This is a genomic window from Pseudomonas sp. ADAK18 (assembly GCF_012935695.1).
In the GTDB taxonomy this organism is placed as follows: Bacteria; Pseudomonadota; Gammaproteobacteria; order Pseudomonadales; family Pseudomonadaceae; genus Aquipseudomonas.
The window spans coordinates 3,527,728-3,553,980 of sequence record NZ_CP052859.1 but is presented as its reverse complement, the minus strand read 5'-3'; the positions used below and the strand labels follow the sequence as shown (position 1 = coordinate 3,553,980).

Sequence of the window (26,253 nt, the reverse complement as noted above, 5' to 3'; positions counted from 1 at the left end):
TGAACTTTCCACCTCTAACTGAACGCCCGGTTTTTTAACAGGGTTGAACGTTAGAAAGGAGTTTGTATGAAAAAAGTGATGGCAATTGCCCTGTTGTCGATGTTTGGCAACTGGGCGTCCGCAGCGGAAGCGCCGCTGACACAAGCAACCAATGTCGCAGGTAACGTAGCAGCTTCCCAAGCTCCTGCGGCCAGTACGGCAATGGTTGCGAGTGCAGTAGCCGCTTCCAACAGTGGCGGCAACGCCAACGGCGGTACAACCGGGACGACAGGTACTACCGGTACTACCGGCACAAGTAACTGAAAAACCCTGTAGGTGTAACACAAGGTCGCCCGATGAAAGTCGGGTGACCTTGTTTAGATTTGCCCTTGAATAGCGTAGTGCCATTATGACTCGTAGTTTTCCTTTTTTAATGTTGGCAAGTTTCGCTTTGCAAGGTTGTATGTTTTCCCCAGGGCAATACCTGAGCACCAGCGATATCACGCGCCAAGGGGCCAGTGAAAGCAGCCGCGTCGAGCTGATTCCAATCACGCCCAAGCTGATTGCGATGGACAGGGCCACACAGAAGCGTGCCTCAGTGCCGGCGGAATTGTTGACGGCCCCTGAGGAGTACCGCATCGGTAACAACGATGTCTTGTACATCACGGTCTGGGACCACCCCGAGCTGACGGCTCCCTCTGGAGCGCAGCAGCAGATTGATGCCAATGGGCGGCTGGTACGTTCCGATGGCACGCTTTACTACCCCTATGTCAAAGAAGTCCAGGCGGCTGGCAAAACCATCCAGCAACTGCGTTCGGACATTGCCTCAAGGCTGTCGGCCTTTATCGCGGACCCGCAAGTGGATGTCGCCGTGCTGCGCTTCTCCAGCCAGAAGGTGGTGGTGTCGGGTGCAGTATCGAAGGCCGGTCCGCAACCGATTTCCACCAACCCGCTTAATGTGGTCGAAGCCCTCGGGTCTGCCGGTATCGACCCGCTCAATGCAGACTTGTCGGGCTTACTGCTGACGCGGAACGGACGGGTGTATCCGCTGAATCTCGACGCGCTCAATCAGCAGGACTCCGAATTACAGAACGTCTACCTCAAAGGTGGCGATCAATTGTATCTGCCGTACAACGATAACAAGCGGATCTACGTCATGGGCGAGGTCAACCAGCCACGCGCGCTGACGTTCAAAACCGGCACTATGAACCTGTCCGACGTCCTTGGCTCGGTAGGCGGGTTGAGCCAGACCACCTCGAACGGCAACGCGGTCTACGTCATCAGGGGGGTTGAGAACCTTGATGTGGAGCCGGCGAAAATCTATCAGTTGCAAGCCGAGTCGCCGACCGCCATGGCACTGGCCACGCACTTCGATGTACGGCCTCAGGACATTGTCTATGTGGGCCCGGCCAACGTAACTCGCTGGAACCGCTTCATCAGTCAACTGGTGCCGTCGGCAGCCATTCTCGGCGTGGGGGCTTCTGCGGCGAAGAACCTGAATGATGCCAGCAACAGCAATAAATAAGGCCTGGTCTGACTGTGAGAACGTTGAATGTTGGCGTCTGCGTGATAGCGGCCTTGTTGTGTGGATGTAACCCGCTGATGAACGCCTCTTTGACTAACTTTAAAGCGGCGGTGAGCGGGCCCGATGAGTTGGACGTGACGGCGGCCCAGGTGGCGCAGGTTGAGTTTCCCCAGCTCACATTGACCACGCCTTCCGGCTCCGGGGTATTGGCGATGGTGCGTGAGCGGGGTGACCTGCAGTTCTGGGTAGCGTCCGGAAAACAGGTGTTACTGCTGCGCGACGGGTTGGCGGTACGCACCATCGGCCTGGGCGTCGACGGCGACCTGGACGGGACGCGGCTTGCTGCGACCTCGCCCTTCAAGCAAGGCCTGCACACGCTGCCTGATGGCTACACCAGCCAGCGCTGGATTGATCTTTATCAAGGCAGCGAAGTCGGCGTGACCCTGAACAGTCGCTTCTCCCGAAAATCCATGGAAACCCTGGAAATTCTCAACAAGGAATACGCCGTGCTACGTGTCGATGAGCAGATTGATGCCCCGGCCATTGGCCTGCGTGCGACCAATCGTTATTGGGTCGATCCCGTGGACGGTTTCATTGTGCAGAGTGAGCAGCAACTGACCACGCGACTGCGGGTCAAGATCGTTCAACTGACCCCTGAACGCAGGCTTAACCGTTGAAGCGGGTACAGCTGCTGTCGGCGTGCCTGCTGTTGATCACCAGCGTGAGCCAGGCGGCGGTCACCGTCACCGGCGACGTGCTCACCCCAGGGCCGGTCGACCTGCCGCCAGGAGGGCGGTTGTCGGACGTGATCAGCATTGCTGTGCCCAATGCCGAAAGCTACTGGCTGGCAGCTGCATTGCTGCGCCAGTCTTTGCTGGAAGAGCAGACTCGGCTTAAAACCGGGGTGCTGTTCGATCTACAGGTATTGCAGCGTACAGCCTTGCTCTTCGACAGACCCAGCCGGGCAAGCCTGGCGATGCGACTGTACGAGCAAGTCAGCCACATGCCGGTCACTGGGCGCCAGGTCACGGTTCTGGACCCGATTGCCATCGAGGTCGGGTTCGCTCGTAACGTCCGTCTGAGCGATGGTGATCGCCTCATCTATCCATTTCGCGTCGACGAGGTTGAAGTGCTCGGTGCGGTCGCCGAACCGTGCCGGTTGCCTTTTGTCGCCCTGCAAGAGGCCTGGGATTATCTGCAAGGGTGCGTGCCGCTGGCCGATGCAGAGACCGATTATCTGTGGCTGATCCAACCCAATGGTGTCACCCGACAGGTTGGCATCGCGCCTTGGAATCGTGAGAGCGGGCAAGTGCCTGCCGCTGGCAGCAAGATCCTGGTGCCCGTCAGAAATGATGATATTGATCCGCCTATTCCTGAACTGAATCAGCAGTTGGCCGAATTTCTTGCCACGCAACTGGCTGAGGTGGTTCATTGAATTTACGTTTTGCAGCCGTATTGTTATTGCCCTGTGGTTTAGCTCATGCCGAGCCGCGTTTGACTCAGAATGATTTCGGCGGAGTGGGGTTGCTACAGACGCCCACCGCCAGAATGTCCCCGGCCGGTGAGTTGAGCGTGAACGCCAACCGAACCGAGCCCTATAGTCGTTACAGCGTGGCGCTGCAGCCGTTCGACTGGCTGGAAGGTGCGTTTCGCTACACCGCAATCACCAACCGCCCCTATGGCCCCGAGTCATTGAGCGGCAACCAAAGCTACAAGGACAAGGCGGTCGACGTCAAAGTCCGGTTGTGGCAAGAAACTCATTGGGCGCCCGACGTAGCGCTGGGGTTCCGGGATATCGGTGGTACAGGTCTGTTCTCCAGTGAGTTCCTGGTGGCCAGTAAGCGCTACGACAATTTTGATTTCAGTGCCGGCGTTGCCTGGGGTTACTTGGGCAATCGTGGTGACTTCGAAAACCCGGCGGGGTGGCTTGATGATCGCTTCAAGACCCGGCCAAGCCTGAAAGGTACCGGCGATGTCAACGCAGGCTCCTACTTTCGCGGCCGGCCTTCACTGTTCGGCGGCGTAAGCTATCAGACGCCCTGGGACCGGCTTAGCTTGAAACTCGAGTACGAAGGCAATGACTATAAACATGAGCCTAAGGACAACGTGATCAAGCAGGACTCACCGATCAACCTTGGCGCCGTGTTCAAAGTGACTGATTCGCTGGACCTCAGTGCGGCCTGGGAGCGAGGCAACACGGCGATGTTCGGTCTCACCTTTCACACCAACTTCGCCAGCCGCAAGGCGCCGGCCAAGACTTACGATCCGCCGGCTGAGCCGTTGCCGGCCAAGGCCCCGACCACCGAGATGGATCAGGTCAATTGGCCCGATGTGTCCCGGCGCTTGCAGCAAAATGCCGGCTACAAGGTTGAGCGTATCAGCCAGCGTGGTCCCGAGTTAATCGTCTACGGCGAGCAGGGTCGGTATTTTCATTCGGCCAAAGCGGTCGGTCGTGCAAGCCGGATTCTGGACAACAGCGTCAACGACGATATCGACTGGTTCACCGTGGTGAACAAGCGCTACGACCTGCCGCTGGAAGAAACCAGCGTGCCTCGGCAAACCTTTCGCGAAGTGCTCAACAACGAGGAGCCGCTGCAAGCGTTGCATCGCACTACCGAGATCAATCCGGCGATGCCGCACAACGAGAAAACCCTCTACACCGAAGCGCGTGACCCCTTCAGCTATGGCGCCGGGCTGGGCTTCAAGCAGAACGTCGGTGGCCCCGATGGCTTTCTCTATCAGTTCAGTCTCGACGCGGATGCCGAGTATCGCTTCAACCGCAATACGTGGTGGAGCGGCCTGCTCAGCGCCAACCTGCTGAACAACTTCGACAAGTTTGACTACGATGCACCCAGTGGTTTGCCGCGGGTTCGTACGGATTTGCGCAAGTACCTGACGACCTCCGAAGTCACCATGCCGTTGTTCCAGATCAGCCACGCAGAGCAGTTGGACAAAGATCTGTATGGCATGGTCTACGGAGGCTATCTGGAGTCGATGTTTGCCGGTGTGGGGGGCGAGGTGCTGTTTCGCCCTGAAGGCCAGCGCTGGTCGGTCGGGGCGGACCTGAACTACGTACGTCAGCGTGAATTCGACCAAGGCTTTGGGCTACGGGACTATTCGGTTGTCACAGGCCACATCACCGGTTATACGGACTTGCCCTTCGACACACTCGCGGCCGTCAGCGTCGGACGCTACCTGGCAGGGGATTGGGGCACCACGATCGATCTCTCGCGGGAGTTCTCAAACGGTGTGCGATTTGGTGCCTGGGCGACGATCACTACCGCCAACGGCGCCGAATATGGCGAAGGTAGTTTTGACAAGGGCCTGTACCTCTCCATCCCGTTCGACGAATTGATGAGCATGTCCACCATGCGCCGCGCCAACTTGGTCTGGTCGCCGCTGACCAGGGACGGTGGCGCACGACTCAATCGCAGCTTCCAGTTGCACTCGATGACCGATAGCCGCGACAACGACATGTTCTACCGCAACTTCGAGAAGATCACTGAGTAGGGATCGGCGATCTGCAGGGCCACAAACCCTGTAGGTCGCGCCTTGGGCTGCCGCAATGGCAGCGCATGAAACGCCCCATGATGCACAGAGCCCTTTGCACAAAACCCGCCTGCACCGACAGACCTGATTGGCATGAGTGCCTGGCACGGCAGATGGCTTGCGCCACTGCCACACCTGGCGGGCTGTCAACACCCTATTTGCAGACATGCAAAAGGGGACTCTCGTCCCCTTGTGGTGGTGCGCCTTCAGCGGTCAGGCGATCAATAGATGTCCTTCGAGAGCAAGGTAAAGGGCGTCTTCACCAGGATTTTCAGGTCCAGCCACAGCGACCAATTATTGATGTACTTGAGGTCGATCTCGACACGCTTCTGCATCTTGTCGATGGTGTCGGTCTCGCCGCGGCAGCCATTGATTTGCGCCAGCCCGGTAATACCCGGCTTGATTCGGTGGCGTGCCATGTAGGCAAGAATTTTCCCCGAGTAATAGTGGTTATGGGCGATAGCGTGAGGCCGCGGACCGACCAAAGCCATATGTCCTTGCAAAACATTGAACAGTTGCGGCAGCTCATCCAATGAGGTGCGGCGGATGAAACGCCCGACGGCGGTAATGCGCGAATCGTTGCGGCTCGCCTGCTTGACCTCAAGGTCGTTGTGTACACGCATCGAGCGAAACTTCCAGACCTGGATCACCTTGCCATTCCAGCCATGGCGATCCTGTTTGAAGAAGACCGGGCCGGAGGAGTTGAGTTTGATGGCCAGGGCAATAAGCGCCAGCACCGGGCTCAGCAGGATAATTGCCAGCAGCGCCACACTTTTTTCCAGCAGGCTCTTGCTCAGCGCTGCGGTGGGCCGGCTGGTGAGTGGGCTTTCATTCAAATAGATTGCGGGCAGGCCGTCCACGACCCTGACCGAGTGATTGAGCAGCGTCAGGCTATTCAAGTCCGGCACCCAGACCACATCGACATTGGCGCCCAGCAAATCGACGTACATTGCTTCGATCTTTGCCGCTTCGCTCAGCGCCAGGGTGATGTACAAGCGTCGAATGTCGTGAATTCTGATCAACTCCAGAAGATCTTCCTGCGCTCCAACGATGTGTGGTGCGCCTGGTTTCAGCGGGGCGACGGCGCCCGTGCTGACCAGGCCCACCAAGGGCAGGTTCTCGAGACTGCTCAAGTTCTTGGCCAGGCCAAGCGCAAGCTCACCCGTCCCGACGATCAGGGTTCTATGGCCGCTTTTGCGTGACCGCTGATAATACTTGGAGAACCCGTGCAACGGCGCGTACAGCAGTGCCTGCCCGAGGAAACCAAACACGGCCCAACTGAGAATCACCTCTCGGGAAAACAGTGCATCGGCCTTGCAGATAAATGCCATGCACGCCAGCGCAGCCATCGTCATGGACCAGCCTATGAACAGGCGTCCCAATCCCGTCAGATAAGTGTCTCTTTTTCTGTATACGCCGCTGAACGTATAGGCCGGTACCGAGGCCAGTACCGTCAATGCCGCGCACACGCGGTAATAGAACTCGACCGCTCCGGTCTGTTGTTCAGCGAGTATGAACAACAATGAAACGACAAAGCCCTGCGCCAGCGCCCATTGACCCCAAAAGGTAAGTCCCTTGAGTCCGGTATTTCGATTGATACGAAGAGTAAGATCCATGCGATATCCCCAAAAGACGTCCATTCAGGTATCGACAGTCGAGACGCGAGTTGTTTAAGCAGGATTTATTGTTATTTTAACTAACGCCCTGAAGCTAACAGCCTCAATAGGTCGAACTGTCGTCAGTCAATAGATTAAGTTATTGGTGAAGGCACTGTCTGACGAGTTCTAACAAGATGGCAGAGTGCCAACTTTTGAAAGGGAAACATTGGGTGTTAGAAAATGTCGATGATGAAGGTGCTCAGGAAGTGTAGGGGGAGAGGCCGGGGAATTGGAACGAAGGTAACAAACAAAGTGCACTTTTTATTGTTGTAATCGCACTGTCATATGTTTGTTCTAGGGGCGTCAGGCGGGATGCGTCTCTGATATCACTTCCTGGATAAGGCAGTAGCCACGGTTCCTTACTGCACGAAATAGCCGTTCACCTTTACTGGCGCTTTTGAACTTGTCTTGCAATCGACTCAAGCACATTTCCAGGCCGCGATACTGCTCTGGCTCTCTGCCAATACTTAGAATCAGATCAGACCTGCTGACGACACGATCCTCATGATGGAGCATCTTCCTCACAAGAGTGGCTTCCAAACCAGTGAGGTTTATTTCGATGTTTTCTTTAATCAGTACACTTTGATCGTTATCGAGTTGCCACACTTCGCTGTAGGGGGCTCCCCCCTCATTTTCTCCGGGTATATCGCTGAATTCAGCCGGAGTTGGTGTGACGCTGGAGCGCGCTCCGGATTGCGCCGCTAACCATTCCGCTTCGAGGGTGGCAAGCATTTTCTGTGTTTCATGTTCGATACGATGAGCGACATTTTTCCTTGTCACGTTTGGGTAAGAGAACTCCATCAGCACGGAGGCAGAAGAGGGCGGGGCAACACCTTCGATAAACATTTGTGCTTGGGATGTACCAAACGAGTTGAAACGCTCGCTGGACAGAATGGTCTCGAGCTCACGCTGGGATGTTGTGCTGTGAGTCACGACGACAAAATATTTTCTGGGGAGGGTTGTACTGATTTCCACGTCTCTCTCCTAAGTGTTCACCAATGTGCGGTTGAAAGTTGATCGGCAGTGGACTAATAGCTCCTTTGGAAGTAGTCAAAGGGCCGCGCCTAGGCCAATGAATGGCTCTCGATATGCTCTACTCGATCGGCAATAAAAAATCTTGTTATTGTGGGTCAGTGTCACCATACGGTCATGGTGCTTATTGAGAAACTCAGGATTATCATTGAGTTTCAAACACTGGTCCTGGGGTGAAATGGATACCTTGATGTGGTTGGTCAGATTCGGGAAGTTGAAGCCCGTTAGCGCTTTCCGTGGGATGCTGTCTTCATCCCAAGCGTTTTCTATACCATGATCTTTCAGACGATACATATTATAAATAATGATTTTTTTATATTTGGAATCCGCTTCCCAGAAGAGGTGTTCATTGAGTGACACGACCAGTGTATGACCGAGATCGCACAAGCTGTTACCCGACTGAAACGGCTCTTGGGCCAGCGAAAAACTGGCAAGGCTCGGTTCTGACAGGTAGAGGGTCGTTCGGTTCAAATATTTTTTGGGGTGGTACGAGCGGCGGTCTATCCGGGAAGAGGGGTCCCGGTACAACCGCACCAGTACATTGCAACTGCGCCCACACGATTGCCCCGCCGGCATCCTCCAGAGCGATGGAGCGGGAAGGGTGTACGTAGTTCTTATCTCACTGGCAAACGGGCGGTTATCACGTGACAGGAACTGTTGTCGGGTCAGGTAGCGATTCGGGGCCTTTGCGGGTGAGATACCTCCAGTCGCATTCATACAACAACTCCTTTCCATAGGTGATTCAGGCGGTCGAGATCAGACCCCTCATCAAACGGTATCCATGCCCGCGAATGCTCTGAATAGCATTATGGGTGCCATACATGTCTTTTATTTTTCCGCGAAGACGACTGATTGATTTCTCCAAAGCCCTGGGGTCGTAAAAATTGGCGTTCAACCCCATGATTCTGGCGATCTCATCGTGGCTTAATATATGGTTGCTGGTTTGCGCCAATGCCTCCAGAATTTTCATTTCTGCAAACGAGATGTCCAGCTTCTTGCGAGGGCCTAACAGGCATATACGGGTGGGATCCAGCACCAGGTTGACTTCTCGTTGCCACTCTTCACTGGTGAAGAATTCGGACAGCAACTCAGAGCTTTCGTCGGTCAGGGTATTGAGCTTGATACAGCAGTCGGCCCCAGCAAGATAATACTTCATCTTGTTGTAGGCGCCCCGACCTGCGATGACGGCACAGATGATTGGATTTAAATGGATGGAGCGGAGATTTTCCACCAGCGCCAGGCTCTCATCGAGAGCTTGAGGGCCGTCGATAATGATGAAGATGGCGCGATACGCATCCGTGCGTTCACTTTTCTTATATGAATTAGTGTATGAGCTAGCATCAAGAGCTATATCGGAGTGCACGTGCCTTGCGACTAATGCCTTAAAGTTCTCGGCCACACTGCGGGTACGACCCAAGGTGAGAACACCAGGTTCCTCATTTGTCGGGCGCAGGCTTCTAGTCGCTAATTTCCCTGTAAGCATCATGCTTTGACTCGAATGGGTGCTGACATCGGGATGTTAAAGCACCGGTTCTCATCTGTGACTGACAATTGGTAACATTCACGCGAATTCTACGCGTGTATCGAGAGTTTTCTAACATATGTAAGGTTTTTTCGAATTTTTAGTTGCTTTTCGTAGCTGGCTGAACTAATGAATTGACACCCTTAGATGGTGGCAATGTGAAATTGTGCCACTATTTTAAGCCGTTGACGACATGTTTTTGTCCTCAAAAGGCCATCATTTACTTCAATGACGATTAATTTTTAAAAATTGCAAATATGTGAACTCCGTCACATTTTTATCAGGGCGAGGAGTCGTCTGTCTACACCCAAGCTTCTGGTGATTCGTTAGCCGGACGATTAATAACAATCCTTGAGTGTGTGGTTTGATAGGACTTATTATCCGCCGGTTCCCTCTGCTGCATGATCATGATTTAGCAGGCGTCTTATTAGGCGGTGAGTATTGACCTGCCGTTCATTAGTGTTCACTTGTTAAATATACTAATACGAATGATGAGTCGTTCAATAAGAATGACCTGGCGGAGAGTTTATGGAGTTTTGGACCTTTGTGCAGGTACTGGTTTTAGGTGCAGTAGAAGGATTGACAGAGTTTTTGCCCATTTCCAGTACCGGTCACCAGATTATTGTTGCGGACTTATTAGGCTTTGGTGGTGAGCGCGCCATGGCATTTAATATTATTATTCAACTGGGTGCCATTCTAGCCGTCGTTTGGGAGTTTCGTTCAAAGATCTTTGAAATTGCCAGCGGTTTAACAACCCAGCGTAATGCACAACGCTTCACGCTGAATGTGCTGATAGGCTTTCTTCCAGCCGTTGTCCTGGGCGTACTATTCGCCGATAAAATTCATGAGTATCTGTTTAATCCAATTACCGTTGCCGTCGCTCTGGTTGTGGGCGGCGTTATCATGTTGTGGGCAGAGCAGCGCGAACATAAGGTGCACGTTGAATATGTTGACGACATGCGCTGGTCCGATGCACTAAAGGTTGGTTTTGCCCAATGCCTGGCGATGATACCGGGCACTTCCCGATCCGGATCGACCATTATCGCAGGCTTGCTGTTTGGCCTGTCACGCAAGGCGGCCACCGAGTATTCGTTCTTTCTGGCGATGCCGACCATGGTTGGCGCCGCCGTGTACTCAGGCTACAAGTACCGGGATCTGTTCCAGGCCAGTGATCTGCCCGTATTTACCCTGGGTTTTGTGACCGCATTCTTTTTCGCGATGATCGCTGTGCGCGGCTTGCTCAAGTTCATCGCCAGCCATAGCTACGCGGCATTTGCCTGGTACCGTATTGCCTTCGGTTTGCTGATCCTGGCGACTTGGGTGTTCGGGTGGGTGAACTGGACTGCGGTTTCAGCAGGCTGATATAGAAAGAGTGCGCATTACGCCCGCCCAGTTACCGCCCCTCCAGCAACCCCGCCGCCTGATCGAGTAAAGCCAACGGATCGCTGGCCTTATGAATATCCACCGACAACAATTGCCGAAACTTGCGCGCCCCCGGAAACCCCGTCCCCAGTCCCAGTACATGGCGAGTGATGTGATGCATCGACCCACCCGTCGCCAAGTGCTCGGCTATATAAGGCCGTAACTGTGCCAACGCTTCAGCCCGGCTGATCACCGGCACAGTGCTGCCAAACAACCGCTGATCCACCTCCGCCAGCACATACGGATTGTGATAAGCCTCGCGCCCCAACATCACCCCGTCAAACACCTGCAAGTGCTCTTCGCATTGTTCAAGCGTCTTGATCCCGCCGTTGAGAATAATCTCAAGCGCTGGAAAATCCTGTTTCAACTGCGCTGCCACGTCATAACGCAACGGTGGAATGTCCCGATTCTCCTTGGGTGACAACCCCTCCAGAATCGCGATCCGTGCATGTACGGTAAAACTGGTACAGCCCGCGTCCTTCACCTGCCCGACAAAATCAGATAACTCGGCATAACTGTCCCGGCCATTGATCCCGATACGGTGCTTCACCGTCACCGGAATCGACACCGCGTCGCGCATGGCCTTCACACAATCTGCCACCAGGGCAGGGTGGGCCATGAGACAGGCGCCGATCATGTTGTTCTGCACGCGATCACTCGGGCAGCCGACATTGAGGTTCACCTCGTCGTAACCGGCGGCTTGGGCCATGCGGGCACAGGCGGCCAGGTCGGCTGGCACACTGCCGCCCAACTGCAAGGCAAGCGGGTGCTCGGCTTCGTTATGACGCAGGAAGCGGTCGTGGTCACCGTGGAGGATTGCGCCAGTGGTGACCATCTCGGTGTAGAGCAGTGCGTGTTTGGAGAGCAGGCGCAGGAAGAAACGGCAGTGGCGGTCCGTCCAATCCATCATGGGGGCAACGCTAAAGCGCCGAGACAGTGCGGGGCTTGATTCTGCTGGGCTAAAGCTATGTTTTGGAATCATTTTACTCAACGTGTTTTTGGCGTGTTTTGGGGCGTTTCGGCGTTTTTTAAGGCTCGGTGGTACGATGTACCACTTAAAAACTGACGCGTACCACTTTCAGTATGGCGACTATCAGGGCAAGAAAACCGGCAGATGGGGTTGTGAGCTACACGGCTCAGGTCTGCATCAAGCGCTACGGAGTGCAAGTCTACCAAGAGAGCCAGTCCTTCGCCTGAAAACAGGCCGTTCAGGTTTGGGCACACAAGCATGATCTAGGGATGGATGAGGCCGGTGCGATCGAGCGGGCGAGTTGCAAGGGCGCCACACTTGATGAGTTTAATAAATCTGTCCCCTTTTTTCGGTCCCCTTTTTTCGCTCGGAACTCCTTGCGGCGTTACACTCATCTGAGAGGCAGAGGCGATGCTTATAGGGGGGGGCGCTGGCTTCAGTCGGTTCTAGATGCCACTACTATGTAGCGTTGAGCAAGGTCAGATTCGAATTGTGGAGATGGCGATGGCAACCAGAGAGGACATTAAGACGCGGGTTGTTGCGGCCCTGACATCCCTAGGTGGAACAGCTTGGCCTAAGGATGTCGCGAAGTATATTTGGGATAATTATGAAGTTGAAATAAGGCGATCAGGCTCTCTGCTGTACACTTGGCAGTACGATGCACGATGGGCTGCCACTACCATGAGGAAGGCTGGAATTTTAAAGGCTGTGCATGGAAGGACAGATCTGCCGTGGGAACTCGTCTAGTATTATAAATTATTATAAATTATTATAAATTATTATAAATTATTATAAATTATTAGTAATTGATGGCGTAAAGGGCTTGTATGATTCCAATTTTTGAACAGGGAAGTGGTCAGGGAATAGGCCATGGGCGTGCGCAATTCATAAAGCGTTTCGACGAAATCTGCACTGAACATCTAGAAAAAAAGAGGGCACGTTCTTTTGCCTTTGTTTTCTATGATTTTAATAACAAAGCATTGAGAAAAATACTGAGGGATCAAGGGGTTTTTGCTGAGTTAGATAGAATCTCAGGGAAACAGTTGAGCCTTTTTTACCTTCACGGTGGCGACCGTGGAGCGGTAGAGAGCTTCAATCAGAACTTTCTCAGTGTATTGGGTGTTGAAGGTACAGCAGATCTTCCTTGTATTGTATTTTTCAAAGTGGACGCTGGTAATGTTACTGAGGTAAAGGTTGCTCAGCTCGATAGTGCTGACCTTGTGCACGGGTTTAGAGAGCTTGCTGGAGTTGTGGAGGAATACTTGTCATCCGACAAGGGCGGCAGTGTGACTCGCTATATCGCGATAAAGTGGTTGAAAGTGGGAGGGGAATTCGTCACTGCCGGGGCCTTCAGCGCAATCCTGAAGAAGGGTATTGAGTATTTGTTTTGATGTGTCTCTCGAGTTACAAATTTCGGGAGGGTTTGCCTCCCGACAGAATTCAAGCTGCTCTCCCCATGAGCTTTTGATGCTCTTGGCGTACTTTCTCTCTCTGACGATCAATATATTCAGCGAGGTCTTTTAGGTGAACGCCAAGTGCAGCTTTTTGGCTATTCGCTCCCAATCGGATGATGGGGGTATCTATTTCACCGGATAAGAATTTGCGTTTGAATTTTTCTACCGTCAATCCCATGTAATCCTCGCAAACTGAAATAAGAGGAATAACTACTTGACCGTCATATTGTGCCATTAAAAGAAATAATATGTTCATGCGGCCCCTTATGATGCTGTTCTTGGACAGAATAGGGGACAGATTTATTTAATTTTGAAACCTATTCTTTTCTCGGACTTTTCCCACGTATTACCGGGCTTGCCCCAACAGCTAAGCCTCGCTAACCTCCTCAAACCGCTGGAGAACCAGCGGCCGGATGTGGAAGTCCGTACCAAGCTAAGACGCAATCGCCCATAAACACCTACCGGCGTTTTTTTACGCCTGTATCATGTGTTTTGGCGGCTGTGCGCGGGGCACTTCGGTGCGCCGGGTCCTTAGCCCTGGTCTTCCACACCTGCGTACAGCTGCCACCCTCATGTGGAAGTGAGATTGGCAGTTCCTGAATAGTTAAGGAGCTTCGCCATGTATAAGGTCACACCTAATCCGCCTCATGCCTCAAAGGCTTCATCGTTCGATGCCAAGTCTCGCGCTGCAGCGCAGCGTGCGATTGATCACTACTTATCTCCATCGGACGGCGATTCGCCCACGGCGCGCACAAGCGGCCATCTGTTCTCTGTTTCTCCCGATATTGATACCGAAACGCTGCTAGCCAATGCCTCGGAAACGCTCTTATCCGCCAATGAAATGGCCACGGCCCTGGCTTTTGAGCTGGAAGGGTCCCCAAGGGCTTTGGCCTTGGGGATTCAGTAACTGATTGAGTTGAGCGTTCTGCTTGTAGACCGGGCAGCGGAGCAGGTTGCACCCGCCGGCGGTGGAGAAGGGCGCTCGTCGGCGGCCTGATAGGCAACTTTGCCGCCTTTATCCAGGGCGGCAATTTGAACGGATACTGTCGCTCAGGAGCGTGTCAAAGTGCCCGGATACGTTGAGGTCAACGATCACGGTCTAATAACGGTGGCCCGGCCATGCCTCTAGTCCAGAGGGCGCTGAAAAAAGAGCTCGACGCTTTTTAGCGTCGCGATGATCGCAAGGGCTTTGTTACCGAGCGTTTAGCCCGTCCGTCCTGATGTGCGTAGTAACAACATCCCAAGCGCCACACCCACCACGGCTGCAAAGATCATCAGAAACATCGCCCCTGACCAGCCAAGTGCGCCGACAATGGCGCCGATCAAAATCGGCCCGATGACCTGGCCAAGATAGTTGCCCTGCATCACCCAACCAATACTGAGCGGTGCGAGCGACGGCGAGGGTGCAGTTGACGAGGCGGTCGCGAGAATGGTCGCCGGTAATACTCCAGCGATCGCTGAGAATACAAAGCACAACACCACGGCGAGTGAGGCGGGCGTCTGCGGGTAAAAGATACACGCGCCTGCGATGCCTACGAGAACGGCGGATACAGCAATCAGTGTGCCCGCGCGGATGCCACGGGAAAGCAGCAGGCCAGCCGACAGGTTGCCCACTATGTTGGCGGCGACGATCGCGGCGCTAATCACGCCTGCGGTACTGACGGGCACACCGAGGCGCTGCATCAGGAACACTGGAAGGAAACTCATCACCGCGAAAAACTGCAGGTTGTACGCAGTAAAGCTCAGCGCAAGCGTCAGTGTTGCGCGTGCCCGCAGTACGCTGCGCAGTTGCGACCAGACGGGCGTTGCCGCCTGGCGTGAGACCATCGTGTCGGCGGGTGTGGTGAGGAGCAATGCCGCTGCAGTCATTAGCACCAGTGCCGCGCTGACGTACCAATCGTTACGCCAGTTGCCGAGTGACGGTCCAATGAGCATCGACAGCGCAATGCCCCCACCCATGAAGGTGCTCCACAGTCCAAACACGATGGGGCGTCTGGATATCGGCGTGGTGCGGTTGAGCACGGCGGGTGCCGCGACCACGACGGTAAGAAAGCCTACCCCTTCGGTGAAACGGCTCACGAGCAACCATCCGAAATCGTGAGTCATCGCGCCGGCAAGGCTGCTGATACCGAGGATGCCAAGGCCTACGATAAGTAATCGGCGGTCGCCCCAATGTCGAACCAGCATGCCGGCGGCGATGCCACCGAATACGCCAATCAGTGGGAACACCGACATGATCCAGCTGAGCGACGCGAGCGAGCCGCCGAACTCCTGTTGCAAGGACGGCAGGGCGATGGTGGTTTTGCCGACATGCATGGCCGCGGCGATGCCTGCCAGCACCACATTCAAAACCACGATCCAGTCCACGCGCTGCTGAACGTTGGCGGCATCTGCCGTAGCCATTGATATGCCCATTTTGCCTCCCGTCTGGTTGAACTTGCGCCGAGAATACAAGTTAAAGTCAACTTCAATTCAAGCCATCGGGAGTAAGACAATGCGTTCTACTGGTAGTGATAATGACCCGTTGCTGTCAATCAGTCAGATCGCCCGTCGCAGTGGTGTTGCGGCATCAGCCTTGCGGTTCTACGAGTCTCGGGGATTGATTGAATCGAAGCGGCATGAGGCCAGTCACCGCTACTTTCCGCGCTCGACCCTGCGTCGCGTCGCGTTTATCGTCTATGCCCAGCGGATTGGCTATTCACTGGATGAGATAGGCGACCAGCTCGCCAGCATTCCAACCCATTCACTGGCCACTGATGGTGACTGGCAGCGACTGTCGGGCGAGTGGAAACAGCGTGTTGCCGAGCGGATTCTGGAATTACAGCGGCTGTATATCGAGCTCGATCATTGCATTGGTTGCGGGTGTCTTTCGCTGAAGCATTGCAAGATGACTAACCCGGGGGATCGAGCGGGGAAAAATGGTCCAGGTCCACGCAGGTGGCTCGGGGATCCGCCGCCCACTGAGGGCTTGTCCTGATAGGCAAACTCGCTGGTTGTATCAAAAACGGCAACCTGAACCCATCCTGTCGCCCGGAAAGGTTTCATGATCCCTTGCGGTTTTGAGGTCTAGGATTAGGCCTGAGAATGGTACCGCCATGCCTCCAGCCCACAGGGAACTGAAAAATGATCTCGAACCTCTTCAAAGTCGTAATGATCGCTGGCACCCTGCTGCTGGGCGCTTGCTCCGGTGTGAGCACGAGCACCAGTAATTGCCCCGCCGAGGGCTGCCAATCCTTCGGCGACCCTGTCACCGGAAGCGCCAATAAGGCGAACTTCGGTGGCAGTAGTGCCATCGGTAGCAGTTTCAATGCATACAGTTCAGGGTTGCTGCACGACTAAGGTGTGTGCAGCAGATGAAACCCGGATCTGTTTCAACCTCTCACTCAGCTGCGCACTCGCGCAAAAAGCCAAGCAAATGCCGCAAAAACGCCTCCGGTGCCTCCTCCATTACAAAATGCCCGCAGTCAGCGATGATCGCCCCCCGCAAATCAGATGCGTGTCCCTGGAGCGTCACCAGCGGGGCATCGTTGGTGGCGTGTTCGGCACCGATAGCCAGCACCGGCATTGGTAGCATGCGGGTGGCGCGATCCAGGTTTTGTCGGATCGTTTCGGGAATCGCGCGGTAATAGTCGAACCCGGCACGTAGCCCTCCGGGTGTGGAGTAGGCGCGAATGTAGACATCCGAGGCGACAGCATCGCGATGGAATGACCACCGGTCGAACATGAAATTGAGGTAGGTCTCTTCACGGCCGGCAATCAGTGCTTCGGGTAAGTCCTGGACTTGATTGAAGAGGAAGTGCCACAGAAAGATGTTTTGCTCCGGCGCGACAAAAATCGGCGGCGCTGGTGCGAGGCCGGGTATGACGGCTTCGGTCAGGGTAAGTGTGCGCACGGCTTGTGGCTGGTCACTCGCCAGGGCATATCCCACCCACATGCCGACATCATGCCCCACCACGTGGTAGCGGGTGAGACCAAGCCCCTGCATCGTTCGATGCAGCACATCGGCGATATTGCCGGTGTCGTAGCCCCGTTCTGGTCGGTCTGAGTTTCCCAAGCCCGGCGGGTCGACGGCGATGGCTTGGAAACCCTGCTCAGCCAGGGCTTGCATGACATGCCGGAAGGCATACCAGGTTTGCGGCCAGCCCGGAATCAGCAGGACCGGTTCCCCGGTGCCCGCCATGACACAGTGCATTTTTTTACCGTCGAGGCGTACATAGTGATGAGTGAATTCGTCGCTGGCGCTCAGCGGGGTAGCGATTGCGGCGTTCATGGGCGTATCTCGTGTGGTTGCGGTTCCTGAGGCAGGCCGAGCATGCCCCGAATCTGCTGCTGGTCAACCGGCGCGCCGGCGAAGTCGTCGAAGGCACGGTCGGTGACCTCAATGATGTGTCGGTTGATGAACTCCACGCCTTCCCGTGCACCGTCCTCCTGGTTTTTCAAGCAGCACTCCCATTCCAGTGTCGCCCAGCCCGGATAGTCGTATTGGGCGAGCTTGGAGAAAATGCCGTTGAAATCCACTTGGCCATCACCCAGTGAGCGGAAGCGTCCGGCGCGGTTGGCCCAGTCGCTGTAGCCGCCGTAGATGCCTTGGCGGCCGGTTGGATTGAACTCGGCGTCCTTGACATGGAACATCCGGATAAACGACTGGTAAATATCGAGGTAGCTCAAGTAGTCCAGCTGTTGCAGCACGAAGTGGCTGGGATCGAACAAGATTCGGCAGCGGGGATGCTGGTCGACTAGTTCGTAGAAACGCTCGAAGCTAGTGCCGTCGTGGAGGTCCTCGCTGGGATGGATTTCGTAGCAGAGGTTGATGCCTTGCTCTTCGGCAAGGTCCAGAAGTGGTCGCCAGCGTCGGGCTAGCTCATTGAATGCTGCGTCAATGAGACCTTCCGGGCGTTGGGGGAAGGGGAACAAATAAGGCCAGGCGAGGGATCCGGAAAACGTGCCCACATCTTCAAGACCGAGCCTTTGCGAGGCAGTGATGGCCAGTTTCATACGTTCGATCGCCCACTCGGTACGTGCCTGGGGCTTGCCTCGTAAAGGCGCCGGAATGGAGGCGTCCCACATGGCGTCATAAGCGGGATGAACCGCCACCAGTTGGCCGAAGATGTGGCTGGTCAGTTCACTGATCTGCAAGCCGTGATCGCGGAGCAGGCCTTTGATGTCGTCGCAGTAAGTCTGGCTCTGTGCGGCCAGTTCGACATTGAAGAACCGGCTGTCCCAGGCCGGTATCTGCAGTGCCTTGAAACCGTGGTTTTTAGCCCACTGGGCGATGTTGTCCAGGCTATTGAAAGGTGGCTCGGCGGCGCTGAATTGCGCCAGGTGCAAGCTGGGTCCTTTAAGCGTACGCATCAGATTGTTCCTATTGTTTGTTGATTGACAAACAATAGACTCGCCCGTTCATTACCGTCAACTCGATATGAGTTAAAGTGATGAAATCACACCATCAGGTAAAAACATCAATGGCCGGACGTCCGCGCGAATTTGACAGGGAAGCGGCATTGCAGCGCGCCATGCTGCTGTTCTGGGAACAAGGGTATGAGGGCGCCAGCATGTCGGCGCTGGTGGATACGCTGGGCATTGCATCAGCCAGGATTTACGCGGCTTTTGGTAGTAAACAAGCGTTGTTCCGTGAGGCTGTGGCGTTGTATGAGCAAGGCGAGGGCGGTTTTGCCGACCGTGCGCTGGCGCAGCCCTGCTTGAAAAGCGCGGTCAGGGGCATGTTGGACGATGCCATCACCACTTACACGCAATCGGGTCGTCCTGGTGGGTGTCTGGTGGTGAGTGCGGCGAGCAGCACCAGTCCGGACGGTGCGGATGTTCAACAATGGCTCTGCGAGCACCGCCGGCAACGTACCCAATCGATTATCGACAGATTGCATCGCGCGCAGGAAAGTGGGGAGCTTGGGGAGGACGCTGATGTGCGGGCGCTGGGCGACTTTTACGCGACCTTTCTGCACGGTATTTCCATTCAGGCGCGAGACGGTGTTGCACCCGAACGCCTTCGGCAGTCTGTCGAGGTTGCGCTAAGCTTGTTGCCAACACGACTGCCAAGTCCAGAACAGACGCCCGATCCAACCGGACCATGATATTCTGCGCGCCATCTTGGTCTAACCTTTCTCTCGTGCGTGCATTCGAACACGCGCGGCCGGATGATGTCGCCGAGGTAGCTGAAGCCAATAATGATAAGAAGTCAGCGCAGAAGGACATAAAACTGAGGTCGATGCATCGGCCTTGTGTGCCCGTTCCGGGGTTCTTGTGAGTGTGGAAACCGTATGGCGCTGCCTGGCGTAACGGAGGGTTTCCGCATGAAGAGAGGGCCGTGGGGCGGATGGCGTTTTATCATAGGTGCTACTTGATGTTTAAAAAAATGAACACGGCCCTGCTGGGGCTGGCTTTGTCGATGGGGATCACGTCCGTTCACGCGGAAGAGGCAAAGAAAGTCGATGTGCTGCTGATTGGTGGCGGCATCATGAGCGCGACCCTGGGTGTTTGGCTCAATGAGCTGCAACCGGACTGGTCGATGGAGATGGTCGAGCGCCTTGATGGCGTCGCCGAAGAAAGCTCCAACGGCTGGAACAACGCCGGTACCGGTCACTCGGCCCTGGCTGAGCTGAACTACACCCCGGAAGATAAGAACGGCAACGTTGAGATCCCGAAAGCGGTCGAGATCAACGAAGCGTTCCAGATCTCCCGTCAGTTCTGGTCCTGGCAGGTTCAGCAGGGCGTTCTGAAGAACCCGCGTTCGTTCATCAACTCCACACCGCACATGAGCTTTGTGTGGGGCGATGACAACATCAAGTTCCTGAAGAAGCGTTATGAAGCGCTGCAGGCAAGCCCGCTGTTCGCCGGCATGCAGTACTCCGAAGACCCGGCGCAGATCGCGAAGTGGGTTCCGCTGATGATGGAAGGGCGTGACCCGAACCAGAAAATCGCGGCCACCTGGACCCCGATCGGCACTGACGTGAACTTCGGCGAGATCACCCGCCAGTTCGTTGCTCACCTGCAAACCACGCCGAAGTTTGATCTGAAACTGTCGAGCGAAGTGCAGGACATCACCAAGAACGCCGACGGCTCGTGGCGTGTCAGCTACAAAAACCTGAAAGACGGCACCACAACCGATACCGACGCCAAGTTCGTGTTCATCGGCGCGGGCGGCGGTGCACTGCATCTGCTGCAGAAGTCGGGTATTCCGGAAGCACGTGAATACGCCGGTTTCCCTGTTGGCGGCTCGTTCCTCGTAACCGAGAACCCAACCGTGGCCGAACAGCATCTGGCCAAGGCCTACGGCAAAGCTTCTGTTGGTGCTCCGCCGATGTCGGTTCCGCACCTGGACACCCGTGTGCTGGATGGTAAGCGCGTGATCCTGTTTGGCCCATTCGCGACCTTCTCCACCAAGTTCCTGAAAGAAGGCTCGTACCTGGACCTGCTGACCAGCACCACCACCCACAACATCTGGCCAATGACCAAAGTCGGTATCCGCGAATACCCACTGGTCGAGTACCTCGCCGGTCAACTGATGCAGTCCGATGACGACCGCTTCAAGGCGCTGCAAGAGTACTTCCCGAACGCCAAGAAAGAAGACTGGCGCCTGTGGCAAGCCGGTCAGCGCGTGCAGATCATCAAGCGTGACGAAGAGCAGGGCGGCGTCCTGAAACTCGGTACCGAAGTGGTCACCTCCGCTGACAACACCATTGCCGGTCTGTTGGGTGCATCGCCAGGCGCGTCCACCGCGGCTCCGATCATGCTGACCGTGCTGCAGAAAGTGTTCAAGGATCAGGTCGCGACTCCTGCCTGGCAGGAAAAGCTGCACCAGATCGTGCCGAGCTATGGCACCAAGCTGAATGACAGCCCTGAAGCCGTTGCCAAAGAATGGGCCTATACCGCCAACGTTCTGCAACTGACGCCTCCGCCAGCGATTCCTCAGCTGACTGCTCCAAAAGCCATCGAGGCTGCAAAGCCTGCGGCTGAGCCGAGCAAGCCAGCGGCTGACATCGCGCTGTAAACCGTTGGCAGGTCCTGAGTCAGGACCGCGCTGATAGGAAAAGCCCGCTGAACCGGTAACGGTCAGCGGGCTTTTTCATGGCTTCAGTTATGCCGCCAATCCTCGGGTACTTCTACTTGGCGTTCAGCCAGGGCCAATGCGGCCTTCAAGCCAGCTTTATCCAGCGGGATGCAGTAAGCCGGCTTGGCCCGCTCGAATCGCCAGCTCTCGTCCAGCCCTCCGGCATCTACGGCATCGAAGCCGATTTCGTCCAGCAACGCGATCACCTGCGCTTTCGCGGCGTGATCATCTGCCGCAACGGGCAGCGCGCGACGGTCCGGTGAACCTTGGACGCGGGCGTCTTTGGTCAGGTCTGGAGCCAGGATCGCATTGAACACCTTCACCACGTTTGCGCCAGGCAGATGCTCGGCCAGCAGGCGGCTGGTGGTGGTTTCAAAGCGGTCCAGCTCAGGAATGCGCCCATCCCGGTTCGGATAGTAGTTGTTGGCATCCATCACCGTTTTACCCTCCAGCCACTGCGCGGGCACGCTGCGGTATTGCTCCAATGGGATTGCTACCAGCACCAGTTCGCCAAATTTCGCGGCATCCTCAGCGGTGCCCACTTTGACTCCACGGATGCCACTCGACACGCTGAACATGGTGTGTGGGCCGCGTGAGTTGCTCAACATCACTTCATGCCCGACCGCGAGGGCCAACTGCGCCACGGCGCGCCCGATAAAACCTGCTCCAAGAATGCCAATCCTCATGTCCCAACTCCTCTGTTGGATGGTGTGGGGTTATGATGATTGGCAACCAATAGGCGATAAACAGTGGTTTTACGTTGGCTGTTGTTACTGGGAGTAGTGAATGATGGACCGCCTTTCGAGCATGAATGCTTTTGTAATGGCTGCCGAGTTGGGCTCCTACGCACGGGCGGCTGAACGTTTGAATATGTCGGCGCAGATGGTGGCCAAACATGTGGCCGCCCTGGAGCATCGCTTGGGTGCGCGTCTACTCAATCGCACCACTCGCCGGCAAAGTCTGACGGAGCTGGGCAGTGCGTATTACGAGCGTTGCAAACATATCCTGACGGAAGCCGAGGCGGCGGACTCACTCGCGCAGATCATGAACGACACGCCTCGCGGCAAACTGAAAATTACTGCCCCGGTGACCTTCGGTTCCTACAGCCTCATGCCTCTGGTGACGGCGTTTCTGCGGGACAACCCAGACGTTGAAATTGACCTGCACCTGACCGACCGTTTTGTCGACTTGGTGGAGGAGGGCTATGAAGTGGCGTTTCGCATTGGTCCCCTGGCCACCACCAGCCTGACCGCCCGGCCGCTGGCGCCTTACCGTCTGGTGGTCTGCGCTTCACCGGCTTATCTGGCGGGGCGAGGAACGCCCCGCACTCCGGCAGACCTGGAACACCACGAATGCTTGGGGTATGCCTACTGGTCCCGTCCGGCGGATCGTGAATGGTCGTTCTACCAGGACTCGACCTTGCATAAAGTACAGGTCGCCAGCCGTTTGCAGGTCAACGAAAGCAAAGCCTTGATGTCGGCTGCGCTGGATGGATTCGGCATTGTGCTGGGCCCGGAAGATTTTCTTCGGCCAGCACTGAAAAACGGTGAGTTGGTGCAATTGCTGCCGGACTTTGAGGCGCCGAGCCGGCAGATGCATCTGCTCTACACCGCAAATCGCCAGCGCACCGCCAAGCTGCGGCGGTTTGTTGAGGCGGTGATTGGGCGGTTCGGTGCGGCCTAAGCTCCATGCCTTTCAAGGTCTTTGAGACATTAGCCGTATCTGGAAAGTGAGCGCTGACCTGTGGCGAGAGGGCTTGCCCCCGTTGGGCTGCGTAGCGGCCCTAAAACCTGCTACCCGATTCTGCCTGGAAGAACATGGATACCTTATTGGGGCTGCTACGCAGCCCAACGGGGGCAAGCCCCCTCGCCACAGGTCTAGTGTTCGCTCTTAATTGACGGGTATTAGGCAAAAAAGCCGATTTTTCAAAAATCTTGAAAGACACAGGCCCAAGGTCAGTTTTTCTTTACACACAGCCTGCAGGCGGATTCAGCAAGCAGACAGATTGCACCTGTTAAAAAGTCCCTATGGCCAAGCAGGAGCGCGGCTGGAACAAGGGGGCATTTTTTACGGTGTAAACGTTGGGCGGTAACGCCCGAGGGGTCTGTATGTTGCTACGTTATGCGGCGTTGGCGGTCATTGTGGTTGCAGCTTCCGGGTGTGTCGAGGAGCGGGTCGTGCATGATCGGCGTCCGGTACAGCATGAATATTTCGAAGTGGTAGCGCCACAACCGCCACCCGTGCGGGTGGTGGAGATCGAGCCCGAAGCTCGTCCCGGTTATCTGTGGTCGCGAGGCTACTGGCGTTGGGAAGGCGGGCGCTATGTTCCGGTGCACGGCCACTGGGAGCCGCTCAGGCCTGGGTATCGTTACGTGCACCCGCATTGGGAACCACGTAATGACGGGTATCACTGGCAGGTAGGTGGTTGGGTTCGTTGACCGTCTCAGCTTAACTGCCGCATGCCGGTGGCCTTGGCAGCGCTGATGTCAAAGGTCGCCGTGTATTCGCATCCCGCCGCATGGGCGCAGCGTTCAATCAGGCAGTCGGCGAAGTCGGCCTTGGCGGCCGTGAATCGTCGCAAGGCTTGCCAGATGATTTCGGCGTGCTCGATGGTCAGTTCCCGGGTGCGCAGCAGCGTCTCCAGTACGGTTACCACTTCACCCCTGGCGGACTGGTAGCAGCTTTGTAAAACCCATACCAATTCCACGACTGAGACCATGCTGACAAAGCCGGAAGACGCGGCCGTCAGAGACTCGATCAGTTTCGACGCTTTTGCCGACTGTACGGGATCATCCTGGGTGACATAGCGCACCAGAACATTCGTATCCAGGCCAATCATCCGGCTTTTGCTCCCTGTGCGGCGATGGCCTGGTTCATGTCTTCGATGCTCACCGCCTTGGCGGGCTTGCGGATCAATCCCTTCAAATCCTGCACGCTGTGGCTCGCGGCAATGATGGCAAATTTGCCAGCTTCTATTTCGACAAATTCGACCCGGTCTCCGGTGTCCAGCCCAAGGGCTGTCCTGACCTGAACAGGAATAGTGATCTGGCCTTTTGACGTCAGTGTGGCGGTCGCCATATTTATAATCTCCATCGTGATGCTCCTTACCTTAGGGTAAGGAACCATGGAGGACAAGATCCGTTGGTCCATAGGTTGCTCGGCTGGTGTCGGTTGATCGGAACTGATAAAACCCTAGTCCGAACTCTCCCAGTTGACACGCCGGAAACTGGCCTCAAAGAGATACAGCATATGACCGACCGCGAACTCATCATCCCTGATCCCATGCAGCTCATCGTTGAACGCGCCGGGTACGTTCCGGCGGTCAAAGTCGGTAAAACCCTGTATTGCGCAGGACAAGTCGGCCGCACGGCGACGCTTGAGGTGATCGTGGATCCCGAGGAACAATTCACTGCCGCCTGGGAAGACCTGCGGCGTGTGCTGAAGGAGGGCGGTTGTACCTTCGAGGACGTCGTGGACATGACCACCTATCACGTGAACATGAGCCAACACATGGCGGTTTTCCGTGAAGTGAAAAACCGCCTGTTTCCTCGTGGGATTTCTGCCTGGACGGCCATTGGTGTATCGGAGTTGGCTATTCCAGGTTTGCTGGCAGAGATCAAATGCGTGGCGGTTCAGCGCTGAGTCAAGTCGCCACCACCTGCTGTAAATGCGCCCATAACGCGGCCACATGCTCGCGCTCAGTGGTCAGCGCGCCGATGGACACCCGCACCATCCAGCGGCCCTGCAAAGTCGCTGGCGTCACATAGACCACCCCCGACTGATTGAGCCGATTGACCCAGGCCTGGGTGTAGGCATCCAGTTCTTCGCCCGCCAGGCCCGCCGGTTCGTGCCGAATGCACAGGGTTTGCAGATTGACCGGCGCGAGGACTTTCCAGTCGTCTGCCTGCTCGATCTGTTCCTTGAGCCATTGGGCATTCGCCAGGTCGCGGCGCAGGCGTTGTTGCAAGCCTTCCACGCCTTCGCTGCGCAGCAGGAACCACAATTTCAATGCACGGAACCGACGACCGAGGGGAATGCCCCAGTCCCGCAGGTTTTTCACCTCGGAATCGACGCTGGTCTGCAAGTAGCTGGGGTTGGTGCTCATCACCCGGATCAGGTGCTGTGAATCCTTGACGAAGTACAGCGAGCAATCAAAGGCCACTCCCAGCCATTTGTGGGCGTTGACCACGATGGAGTCGGCCTGCTCGATACCGGCCCACATCCAGCGGCACTCCGGCAGAATCATCGCCGAGCCGGCCATGGCGGAGTCGACGTGCAGCCACAGGTTGAACTTGCGAGCGATCGCGCCAACGGGCGTCAGTGGATCCACTGCTGTGGTTGTGGTGGTGCCGACCGTTGCGGCGATGGCGCAGGGTACCAAGCCTGCAGCGAGATCCTGTTCGATGGTGGCCTGAAGGGCGATGGGATCCATGGCCAGGCTGTCGTCGCAGGCAATGTGACGGATATTGTCCTTGCCGAATCCTGCCAGTAGCGCGGCTTTATCGACGGAACTGTGGGCGTATTCCGACACGTAGATCACCAGTGGCTTGCCTTGGGCTTGCAGGCCGCCGCTCGCCAGGCCGTACTCGGTGGTACGTTCGCGAGCGCAGATCAACGCGACGAGAGTACTGGTGGACGCAGTGTCCTGGATCACGCCGCTCCAGTTATCAGAGAGACCGACCATTTTTCGTACCCAGTCGACGGTCTTTTCTTCCAGCTCACTGAGCGCCGGGCTGGATTGCCAGGACAGGCCGAGTACGCCGAGGCCCGTGCTGAGGAAGTCGCCGAGGATCGAGGGCAACGAGGCGTTGCTTGGAAAGTAGCCGTAGAAATTGGGGTGCTGCCAGTGGGAAAGACCCGGCATGATCAGTCGGTCAACGTCGCCCAGTACGTCGGCAAAGTCCTCGCCGGTCTGGGGCGCCTGATCGGGCAGGGCCTTGAGCAAGTCGCCGGGCTGCACACGCGCCATCACCGGTTGTTGCGCCACGTTGGCGTGGTAGTCGGCAATGCGGTCGATCAGTTGGTGGCCGTGACGGCGGAATTCTTCGGGACTCATGGGCGGCCTCGTTCAGGTAGG

Annotated in this window: 28 protein-coding genes and 1 pseudogene; 16 read left to right on the top strand and 13 right to left on the bottom strand. The window is 56.1% G+C overall.

From position 1 onward, the window contains the following. The first annotated feature begins 66 nt into the window (after positions 1-66). The 5 genes from HKK55_RS16000 (at position 67) to HKK55_RS15980 (ending at position 5,014) form a co-directional block, all read left to right on the top strand. Positions 67-303, top strand: a complete 237-nt coding sequence (locus tag HKK55_RS16000) for a hypothetical protein (protein ID WP_169355574.1) — start codon at positions 67-69, stop codon at positions 301-303. A gap of 139 nt (positions 304-442) precedes the next feature. Then, on the top strand, positions 443-1,504 hold the full coding sequence (locus HKK55_RS15995) for a polysaccharide biosynthesis/export family protein (protein ID WP_169355573.1): 1,062 nt from the start codon (positions 443-445) through the stop codon (positions 1,502-1,504). A 14-nt stretch (positions 1,505-1,518) separates the two neighbouring features. Next, positions 1,519-2,181: a YjbF family lipoprotein gene (locus HKK55_RS15990; protein ID WP_169355572.1), complete on the top strand. Its 663-nt coding sequence runs from the start codon at positions 1,519-1,521 to the stop codon at positions 2,179-2,181. Next, complete coding sequence (locus HKK55_RS15985; RefSeq protein ID WP_169355571.1) at positions 2,178-2,939, top strand: capsule biosynthesis GfcC family protein; 762 nt, start codon at positions 2,178-2,180, stop codon at positions 2,937-2,939. The genes HKK55_RS15990 and HKK55_RS15985 overlap by 4 nt, the downstream gene beginning before the upstream one ends. Next, positions 2,936-5,014, top strand: coding sequence for a YjbH domain-containing protein (locus tag HKK55_RS15980; protein WP_169355570.1), 2,079 nt, complete (start codon positions 2,936-2,938; stop codon positions 5,012-5,014). Before HKK55_RS15985 ends, HKK55_RS15980 begins: the two co-directional genes overlap by 4 nt. Positions 5,015-5,274: 260 nt before the next feature. On the opposite strand, the gene HKK55_RS15975 is transcribed toward HKK55_RS15980, so the two are convergent. The 4 genes from HKK55_RS15975 to HKK55_RS15960 form a co-directional block, all read right to left on the bottom strand. Further along, positions 5,275-6,669 (bottom strand): undecaprenyl-phosphate glucose phosphotransferase, encoded by a 1,395-nt coding sequence (locus tag HKK55_RS15975; RefSeq protein ID WP_169355569.1) that lies wholly within the window; start codon positions 6,667-6,669, stop codon positions 5,275-5,277. 345 nt (positions 6,670-7,014) lie between these two features. Next, a complete protein-coding gene (locus tag HKK55_RS15970; protein WP_169355568.1) occupies positions 7,015-7,686 on the bottom strand; it encodes a helix-turn-helix domain-containing protein in 672 nt (223 codons plus the stop codon). 75 nt (positions 7,687-7,761) lie between these two features. Continuing rightward, entirely contained in the window at positions 7,762-8,460 is a 699-nt protein-coding gene (locus tag HKK55_RS15965; RefSeq protein ID WP_169355567.1) for a hypothetical protein, read from the bottom strand. A gap of 25 nt (positions 8,461-8,485) precedes the next feature. Continuing rightward, the gene (locus HKK55_RS15960; RefSeq protein WP_169355566.1) at positions 8,486-9,229 is read right to left on the bottom strand and encodes a winged helix-turn-helix domain-containing protein; all 744 of its coding nucleotides are present in this window, start codon (positions 9,227-9,229) and stop codon (positions 8,486-8,488) included. Between the two features lie 564 nt (positions 9,230-9,793). Here HKK55_RS15960 and HKK55_RS15955 point away from each other — a divergent pair. Next, positions 9,794-10,627, top strand: coding sequence for an undecaprenyl-diphosphate phosphatase (locus tag HKK55_RS15955; protein ID WP_169355565.1), 834 nt, complete (start codon positions 9,794-9,796; stop codon positions 10,625-10,627). A gap of 31 nt (positions 10,628-10,658) precedes the next feature. On the opposite strand, the gene dusA is transcribed toward HKK55_RS15955, so the two are convergent. Then, complete coding sequence (gene dusA, locus HKK55_RS15950) at positions 10,659-11,669, bottom strand: tRNA dihydrouridine(20/20a) synthase DusA (protein ID WP_169355564.1); 1,011 nt, start codon at positions 11,667-11,669, stop codon at positions 10,659-10,661. A 101-nt stretch (positions 11,670-11,770) separates the two neighbouring features. Between dusA and HKK55_RS29470 the strand changes: the two are divergent. Beyond that, a pseudogene (locus HKK55_RS29470) lies at positions 11,771-11,983 on the top strand (site-specific integrase); the annotation flags it as partial. Between the two features lie 501 nt (positions 11,984-12,484). Next, the gene (locus tag HKK55_RS15945; RefSeq protein ID WP_169355563.1) at positions 12,485-13,048 is read left to right on the top strand and encodes a hypothetical protein; all 564 of its coding nucleotides are present in this window, start codon (positions 12,485-12,487) and stop codon (positions 13,046-13,048) included. A 49-nt stretch (positions 13,049-13,097) separates the two neighbouring features. Here the strand turns inward: HKK55_RS15945 and HKK55_RS15940 are convergent, their stop codons facing one another. After that, the gene (locus tag HKK55_RS15940) at positions 13,098-13,367 is read right to left on the bottom strand and encodes a pyocin activator PrtN family protein (protein WP_169355562.1); all 270 of its coding nucleotides are present in this window, start codon (positions 13,365-13,367) and stop codon (positions 13,098-13,100) included. 363 nt (positions 13,368-13,730) lie between these two features. On the opposite strand from HKK55_RS15940, the gene HKK55_RS15935 reads away from it, so the two are divergent. Next, a complete protein-coding gene (locus tag HKK55_RS15935) occupies positions 13,731-14,018 on the top strand; it encodes a DUF6124 family protein (RefSeq protein WP_169355561.1) in 288 nt (95 codons plus the stop codon). Positions 14,019-14,314: 296 nt separating this feature from the next. On the opposite strand, the gene HKK55_RS15930 is transcribed toward HKK55_RS15935, so the two are convergent. Next, positions 14,315-15,514, bottom strand: a complete 1,200-nt coding sequence (locus tag HKK55_RS15930) for a CynX/NimT family MFS transporter (protein ID WP_169355560.1) — start codon at positions 15,512-15,514, stop codon at positions 14,315-14,317. A 91-nt stretch (positions 15,515-15,605) separates the two neighbouring features. Between HKK55_RS15930 and soxR the strand changes: the two genes are divergently transcribed. Both soxR and HKK55_RS15920 read left to right on the top strand, forming a co-directional pair. Then, a complete protein-coding gene (gene soxR / locus HKK55_RS15925; protein ID WP_169355559.1) occupies positions 15,606-16,088 on the top strand; it encodes a redox-sensitive transcriptional activator SoxR in 483 nt (160 codons plus the stop codon). A 146-nt stretch (positions 16,089-16,234) separates the two neighbouring features. Next, positions 16,235-16,450, top strand: a complete 216-nt coding sequence (locus tag HKK55_RS15920; protein ID WP_169355558.1) for a hypothetical protein — start codon at positions 16,235-16,237, stop codon at positions 16,448-16,450. 40 nt (positions 16,451-16,490) lie between these two features. On the opposite strand, the gene HKK55_RS15915 is transcribed toward HKK55_RS15920, so the two are convergent. Beyond that, positions 16,491-17,381, bottom strand: coding sequence for an alpha/beta fold hydrolase (locus tag HKK55_RS15915; RefSeq protein ID WP_169355557.1), 891 nt, complete (start codon positions 17,379-17,381; stop codon positions 16,491-16,493). Beyond that, a complete protein-coding gene (locus tag HKK55_RS15910; protein ID WP_169355556.1) occupies positions 17,378-18,463 on the bottom strand; it encodes a sugar phosphate isomerase/epimerase in 1,086 nt (361 codons plus the stop codon). Before HKK55_RS15910 ends, HKK55_RS15915 begins: the two co-directional genes overlap by 4 nt. 80 nt (positions 18,464-18,543) lie before the next feature. On the opposite strand from HKK55_RS15910, the gene HKK55_RS15905 reads away from it, so the two are divergent. Together HKK55_RS15905 and mqo are read left to right on the top strand one after the other, a co-directional pair. Beyond that, complete coding sequence (locus HKK55_RS15905) at positions 18,544-19,200, top strand: TetR/AcrR family transcriptional regulator (protein ID WP_237151261.1); 657 nt, start codon at positions 18,544-18,546, stop codon at positions 19,198-19,200. A 269-nt stretch (positions 19,201-19,469) separates the two neighbouring features. After that, entirely contained in the window at positions 19,470-21,116 is a 1,647-nt protein-coding gene (gene mqo, locus HKK55_RS15900; RefSeq protein WP_169355555.1) for a malate dehydrogenase (quinone), read from the top strand. An 83-nt stretch (positions 21,117-21,199) separates the two neighbouring features. Here the strand turns inward: mqo and HKK55_RS15895 are convergent, their stop codons facing one another. Beyond that, a complete protein-coding gene (locus HKK55_RS15895) occupies positions 21,200-21,862 on the bottom strand; it encodes an NADPH-dependent F420 reductase (RefSeq protein ID WP_169355554.1) in 663 nt (220 codons plus the stop codon). A gap of 100 nt (positions 21,863-21,962) precedes the next feature. Between HKK55_RS15895 and HKK55_RS15890 the strand changes: the two genes are divergently transcribed. Both HKK55_RS15890 and HKK55_RS15885 read left to right on the top strand, forming a co-directional pair. Then, positions 21,963-22,859 carry a LysR family transcriptional regulator gene (locus tag HKK55_RS15890; RefSeq protein ID WP_169355553.1) on the top strand — a complete coding sequence of 299 codons (897 nt, stop codon included), beginning with the start codon at positions 21,963-21,965 and terminating at the stop codon, positions 22,857-22,859. A gap of 425 nt (positions 22,860-23,284) precedes the next feature. Then, a complete protein-coding gene (locus HKK55_RS15885) occupies positions 23,285-23,614 on the top strand; it encodes a YXWGXW repeat-containing protein (protein ID WP_169355552.1) in 330 nt (109 codons plus the stop codon). Between the two features lie 5 nt (positions 23,615-23,619). On the opposite strand, the gene HKK55_RS15880 is transcribed toward HKK55_RS15885, so the two are convergent. Next, positions 23,620-24,015, bottom strand: coding sequence for a PIN domain-containing protein (locus HKK55_RS15880; protein WP_169355551.1), 396 nt, complete (start codon positions 24,013-24,015; stop codon positions 23,620-23,622). Then, positions 24,012-24,269, bottom strand: coding sequence for an AbrB/MazE/SpoVT family DNA-binding domain-containing protein (locus HKK55_RS15875; protein WP_169355550.1), 258 nt, complete (start codon positions 24,267-24,269; stop codon positions 24,012-24,014). The genes HKK55_RS15880 and HKK55_RS15875 overlap by 4 nt, the downstream gene beginning before the upstream one ends. 156 nt (positions 24,270-24,425) lie before the next feature. Between HKK55_RS15875 and HKK55_RS15870 the strand changes: the two genes are divergently transcribed. Continuing rightward, positions 24,426-24,818: a RidA family protein gene (locus tag HKK55_RS15870; RefSeq protein ID WP_169355549.1), complete on the top strand. Its 393-nt coding sequence runs from the start codon at positions 24,426-24,428 to the stop codon at positions 24,816-24,818. Between the two features lies 1 nt (position 24,819). Here the strand turns inward: HKK55_RS15870 and HKK55_RS15865 are convergent, their stop codons facing one another. Further along, positions 24,820-26,232 carry a pyridoxal-dependent decarboxylase gene (locus HKK55_RS15865; RefSeq protein ID WP_169355548.1) on the bottom strand — a complete coding sequence of 471 codons (1,413 nt, stop codon included), beginning with the start codon at positions 26,230-26,232 and terminating at the stop codon, positions 24,820-24,822. Between the last annotated feature and the right edge of the window lie 21 nt (positions 26,233-26,253).

Coding starts and splice junctions, on each gene's coding strand:
- HKK55_RS15895 (WP_169355554.1), bottom strand. CDS start 21,862: ATGAGGATTGGCATTCTTGGAGCAGGTTTTATCGGGCGCGCCGTGGCG.
- HKK55_RS15880 (WP_169355551.1), bottom strand. CDS start 24,015: ATGATTGGCCTGGATACGAATGTTCTGGTGCGCTATGTCACCCAGGAT.
- dusA (WP_169355564.1), bottom strand. CDS start 11,669: ATGATTCCAAAACATAGCTTTAGCCCAGCAGAATCAAGCCCCGCACTG.
- HKK55_RS15955 (WP_169355565.1), top strand. CDS start 9,794: ATGGAGTTTTGGACCTTTGTGCAGGTACTGGTTTTAGGTGCAGTAGAA.
- HKK55_RS15920 (WP_169355558.1), top strand. CDS start 16,235: ATGATCTCGAACCTCTTCAAAGTCGTAATGATCGCTGGCACCCTGCTG.
- HKK55_RS15870 (WP_169355549.1), top strand. CDS start 24,426: ATGACCGACCGCGAACTCATCATCCCTGATCCCATGCAGCTCATCGTT.
- mqo (WP_169355555.1), top strand. CDS start 19,470: ATGTTTAAAAAAATGAACACGGCCCTGCTGGGGCTGGCTTTGTCGATG.
- HKK55_RS15930 (WP_169355560.1), bottom strand. CDS start 15,514: ATGGCTACGGCAGATGCCGCCAACGTTCAGCAGCGCGTGGACTGGATC.
- HKK55_RS15960 (WP_169355566.1), bottom strand. CDS start 9,229: ATGATGCTTACAGGGAAATTAGCGACTAGAAGCCTGCGCCCGACAAAT.
- HKK55_RS15905 (WP_237151261.1), top strand. CDS start 18,544: ATGAAATCACACCATCAGGTAAAAACATCAATGGCCGGACGTCCGCGC.
- soxR (WP_169355559.1), top strand. CDS start 15,606: ATGCGTTCTACTGGTAGTGATAATGACCCGTTGCTGTCAATCAGTCAG.
- HKK55_RS15975 (WP_169355569.1), bottom strand. CDS start 6,669: ATGGATCTTACTCTTCGTATCAATCGAAATACCGGACTCAAGGGACTT.
- HKK55_RS15865 (WP_169355548.1), bottom strand. CDS start 26,232: ATGAGTCCCGAAGAATTCCGCCGTCACGGCCACCAACTGATCGACCGC.
- HKK55_RS15875 (WP_169355550.1), bottom strand. CDS start 24,269: ATGGAGATTATAAATATGGCGACCGCCACACTGACGTCAAAAGGCCAG.
- HKK55_RS15940 (WP_169355562.1), bottom strand. CDS start 13,367: ATGAACATATTATTTCTTTTAATGGCACAATATGACGGTCAAGTAGTT.
- HKK55_RS16000 (WP_169355574.1), top strand. CDS start 67: ATGAAAAAAGTGATGGCAATTGCCCTGTTGTCGATGTTTGGCAACTGG.
- HKK55_RS15890 (WP_169355553.1), top strand. CDS start 21,963: ATGATGGACCGCCTTTCGAGCATGAATGCTTTTGTAATGGCTGCCGAG.
- HKK55_RS15915 (WP_169355557.1), bottom strand. CDS start 17,381: ATGAACGCCGCAATCGCTACCCCGCTGAGCGCCAGCGACGAATTCACT.
- HKK55_RS15965 (WP_169355567.1), bottom strand. CDS start 8,460: ATGAATGCGACTGGAGGTATCTCACCCGCAAAGGCCCCGAATCGCTAC.
- HKK55_RS15995 (WP_169355573.1), top strand. CDS start 443: ATGTTTTCCCCAGGGCAATACCTGAGCACCAGCGATATCACGCGCCAA.
- HKK55_RS15935 (WP_169355561.1), top strand. CDS start 13,731: ATGTATAAGGTCACACCTAATCCGCCTCATGCCTCAAAGGCTTCATCG.
- HKK55_RS15945 (WP_169355563.1), top strand. CDS start 12,485: ATGATTCCAATTTTTGAACAGGGAAGTGGTCAGGGAATAGGCCATGGG.
- HKK55_RS15885 (WP_169355552.1), top strand. CDS start 23,285: ATGTTGCTACGTTATGCGGCGTTGGCGGTCATTGTGGTTGCAGCTTCC.
- HKK55_RS15910 (WP_169355556.1), bottom strand. CDS start 18,463: ATGCGTACGCTTAAAGGACCCAGCTTGCACCTGGCGCAATTCAGCGCC.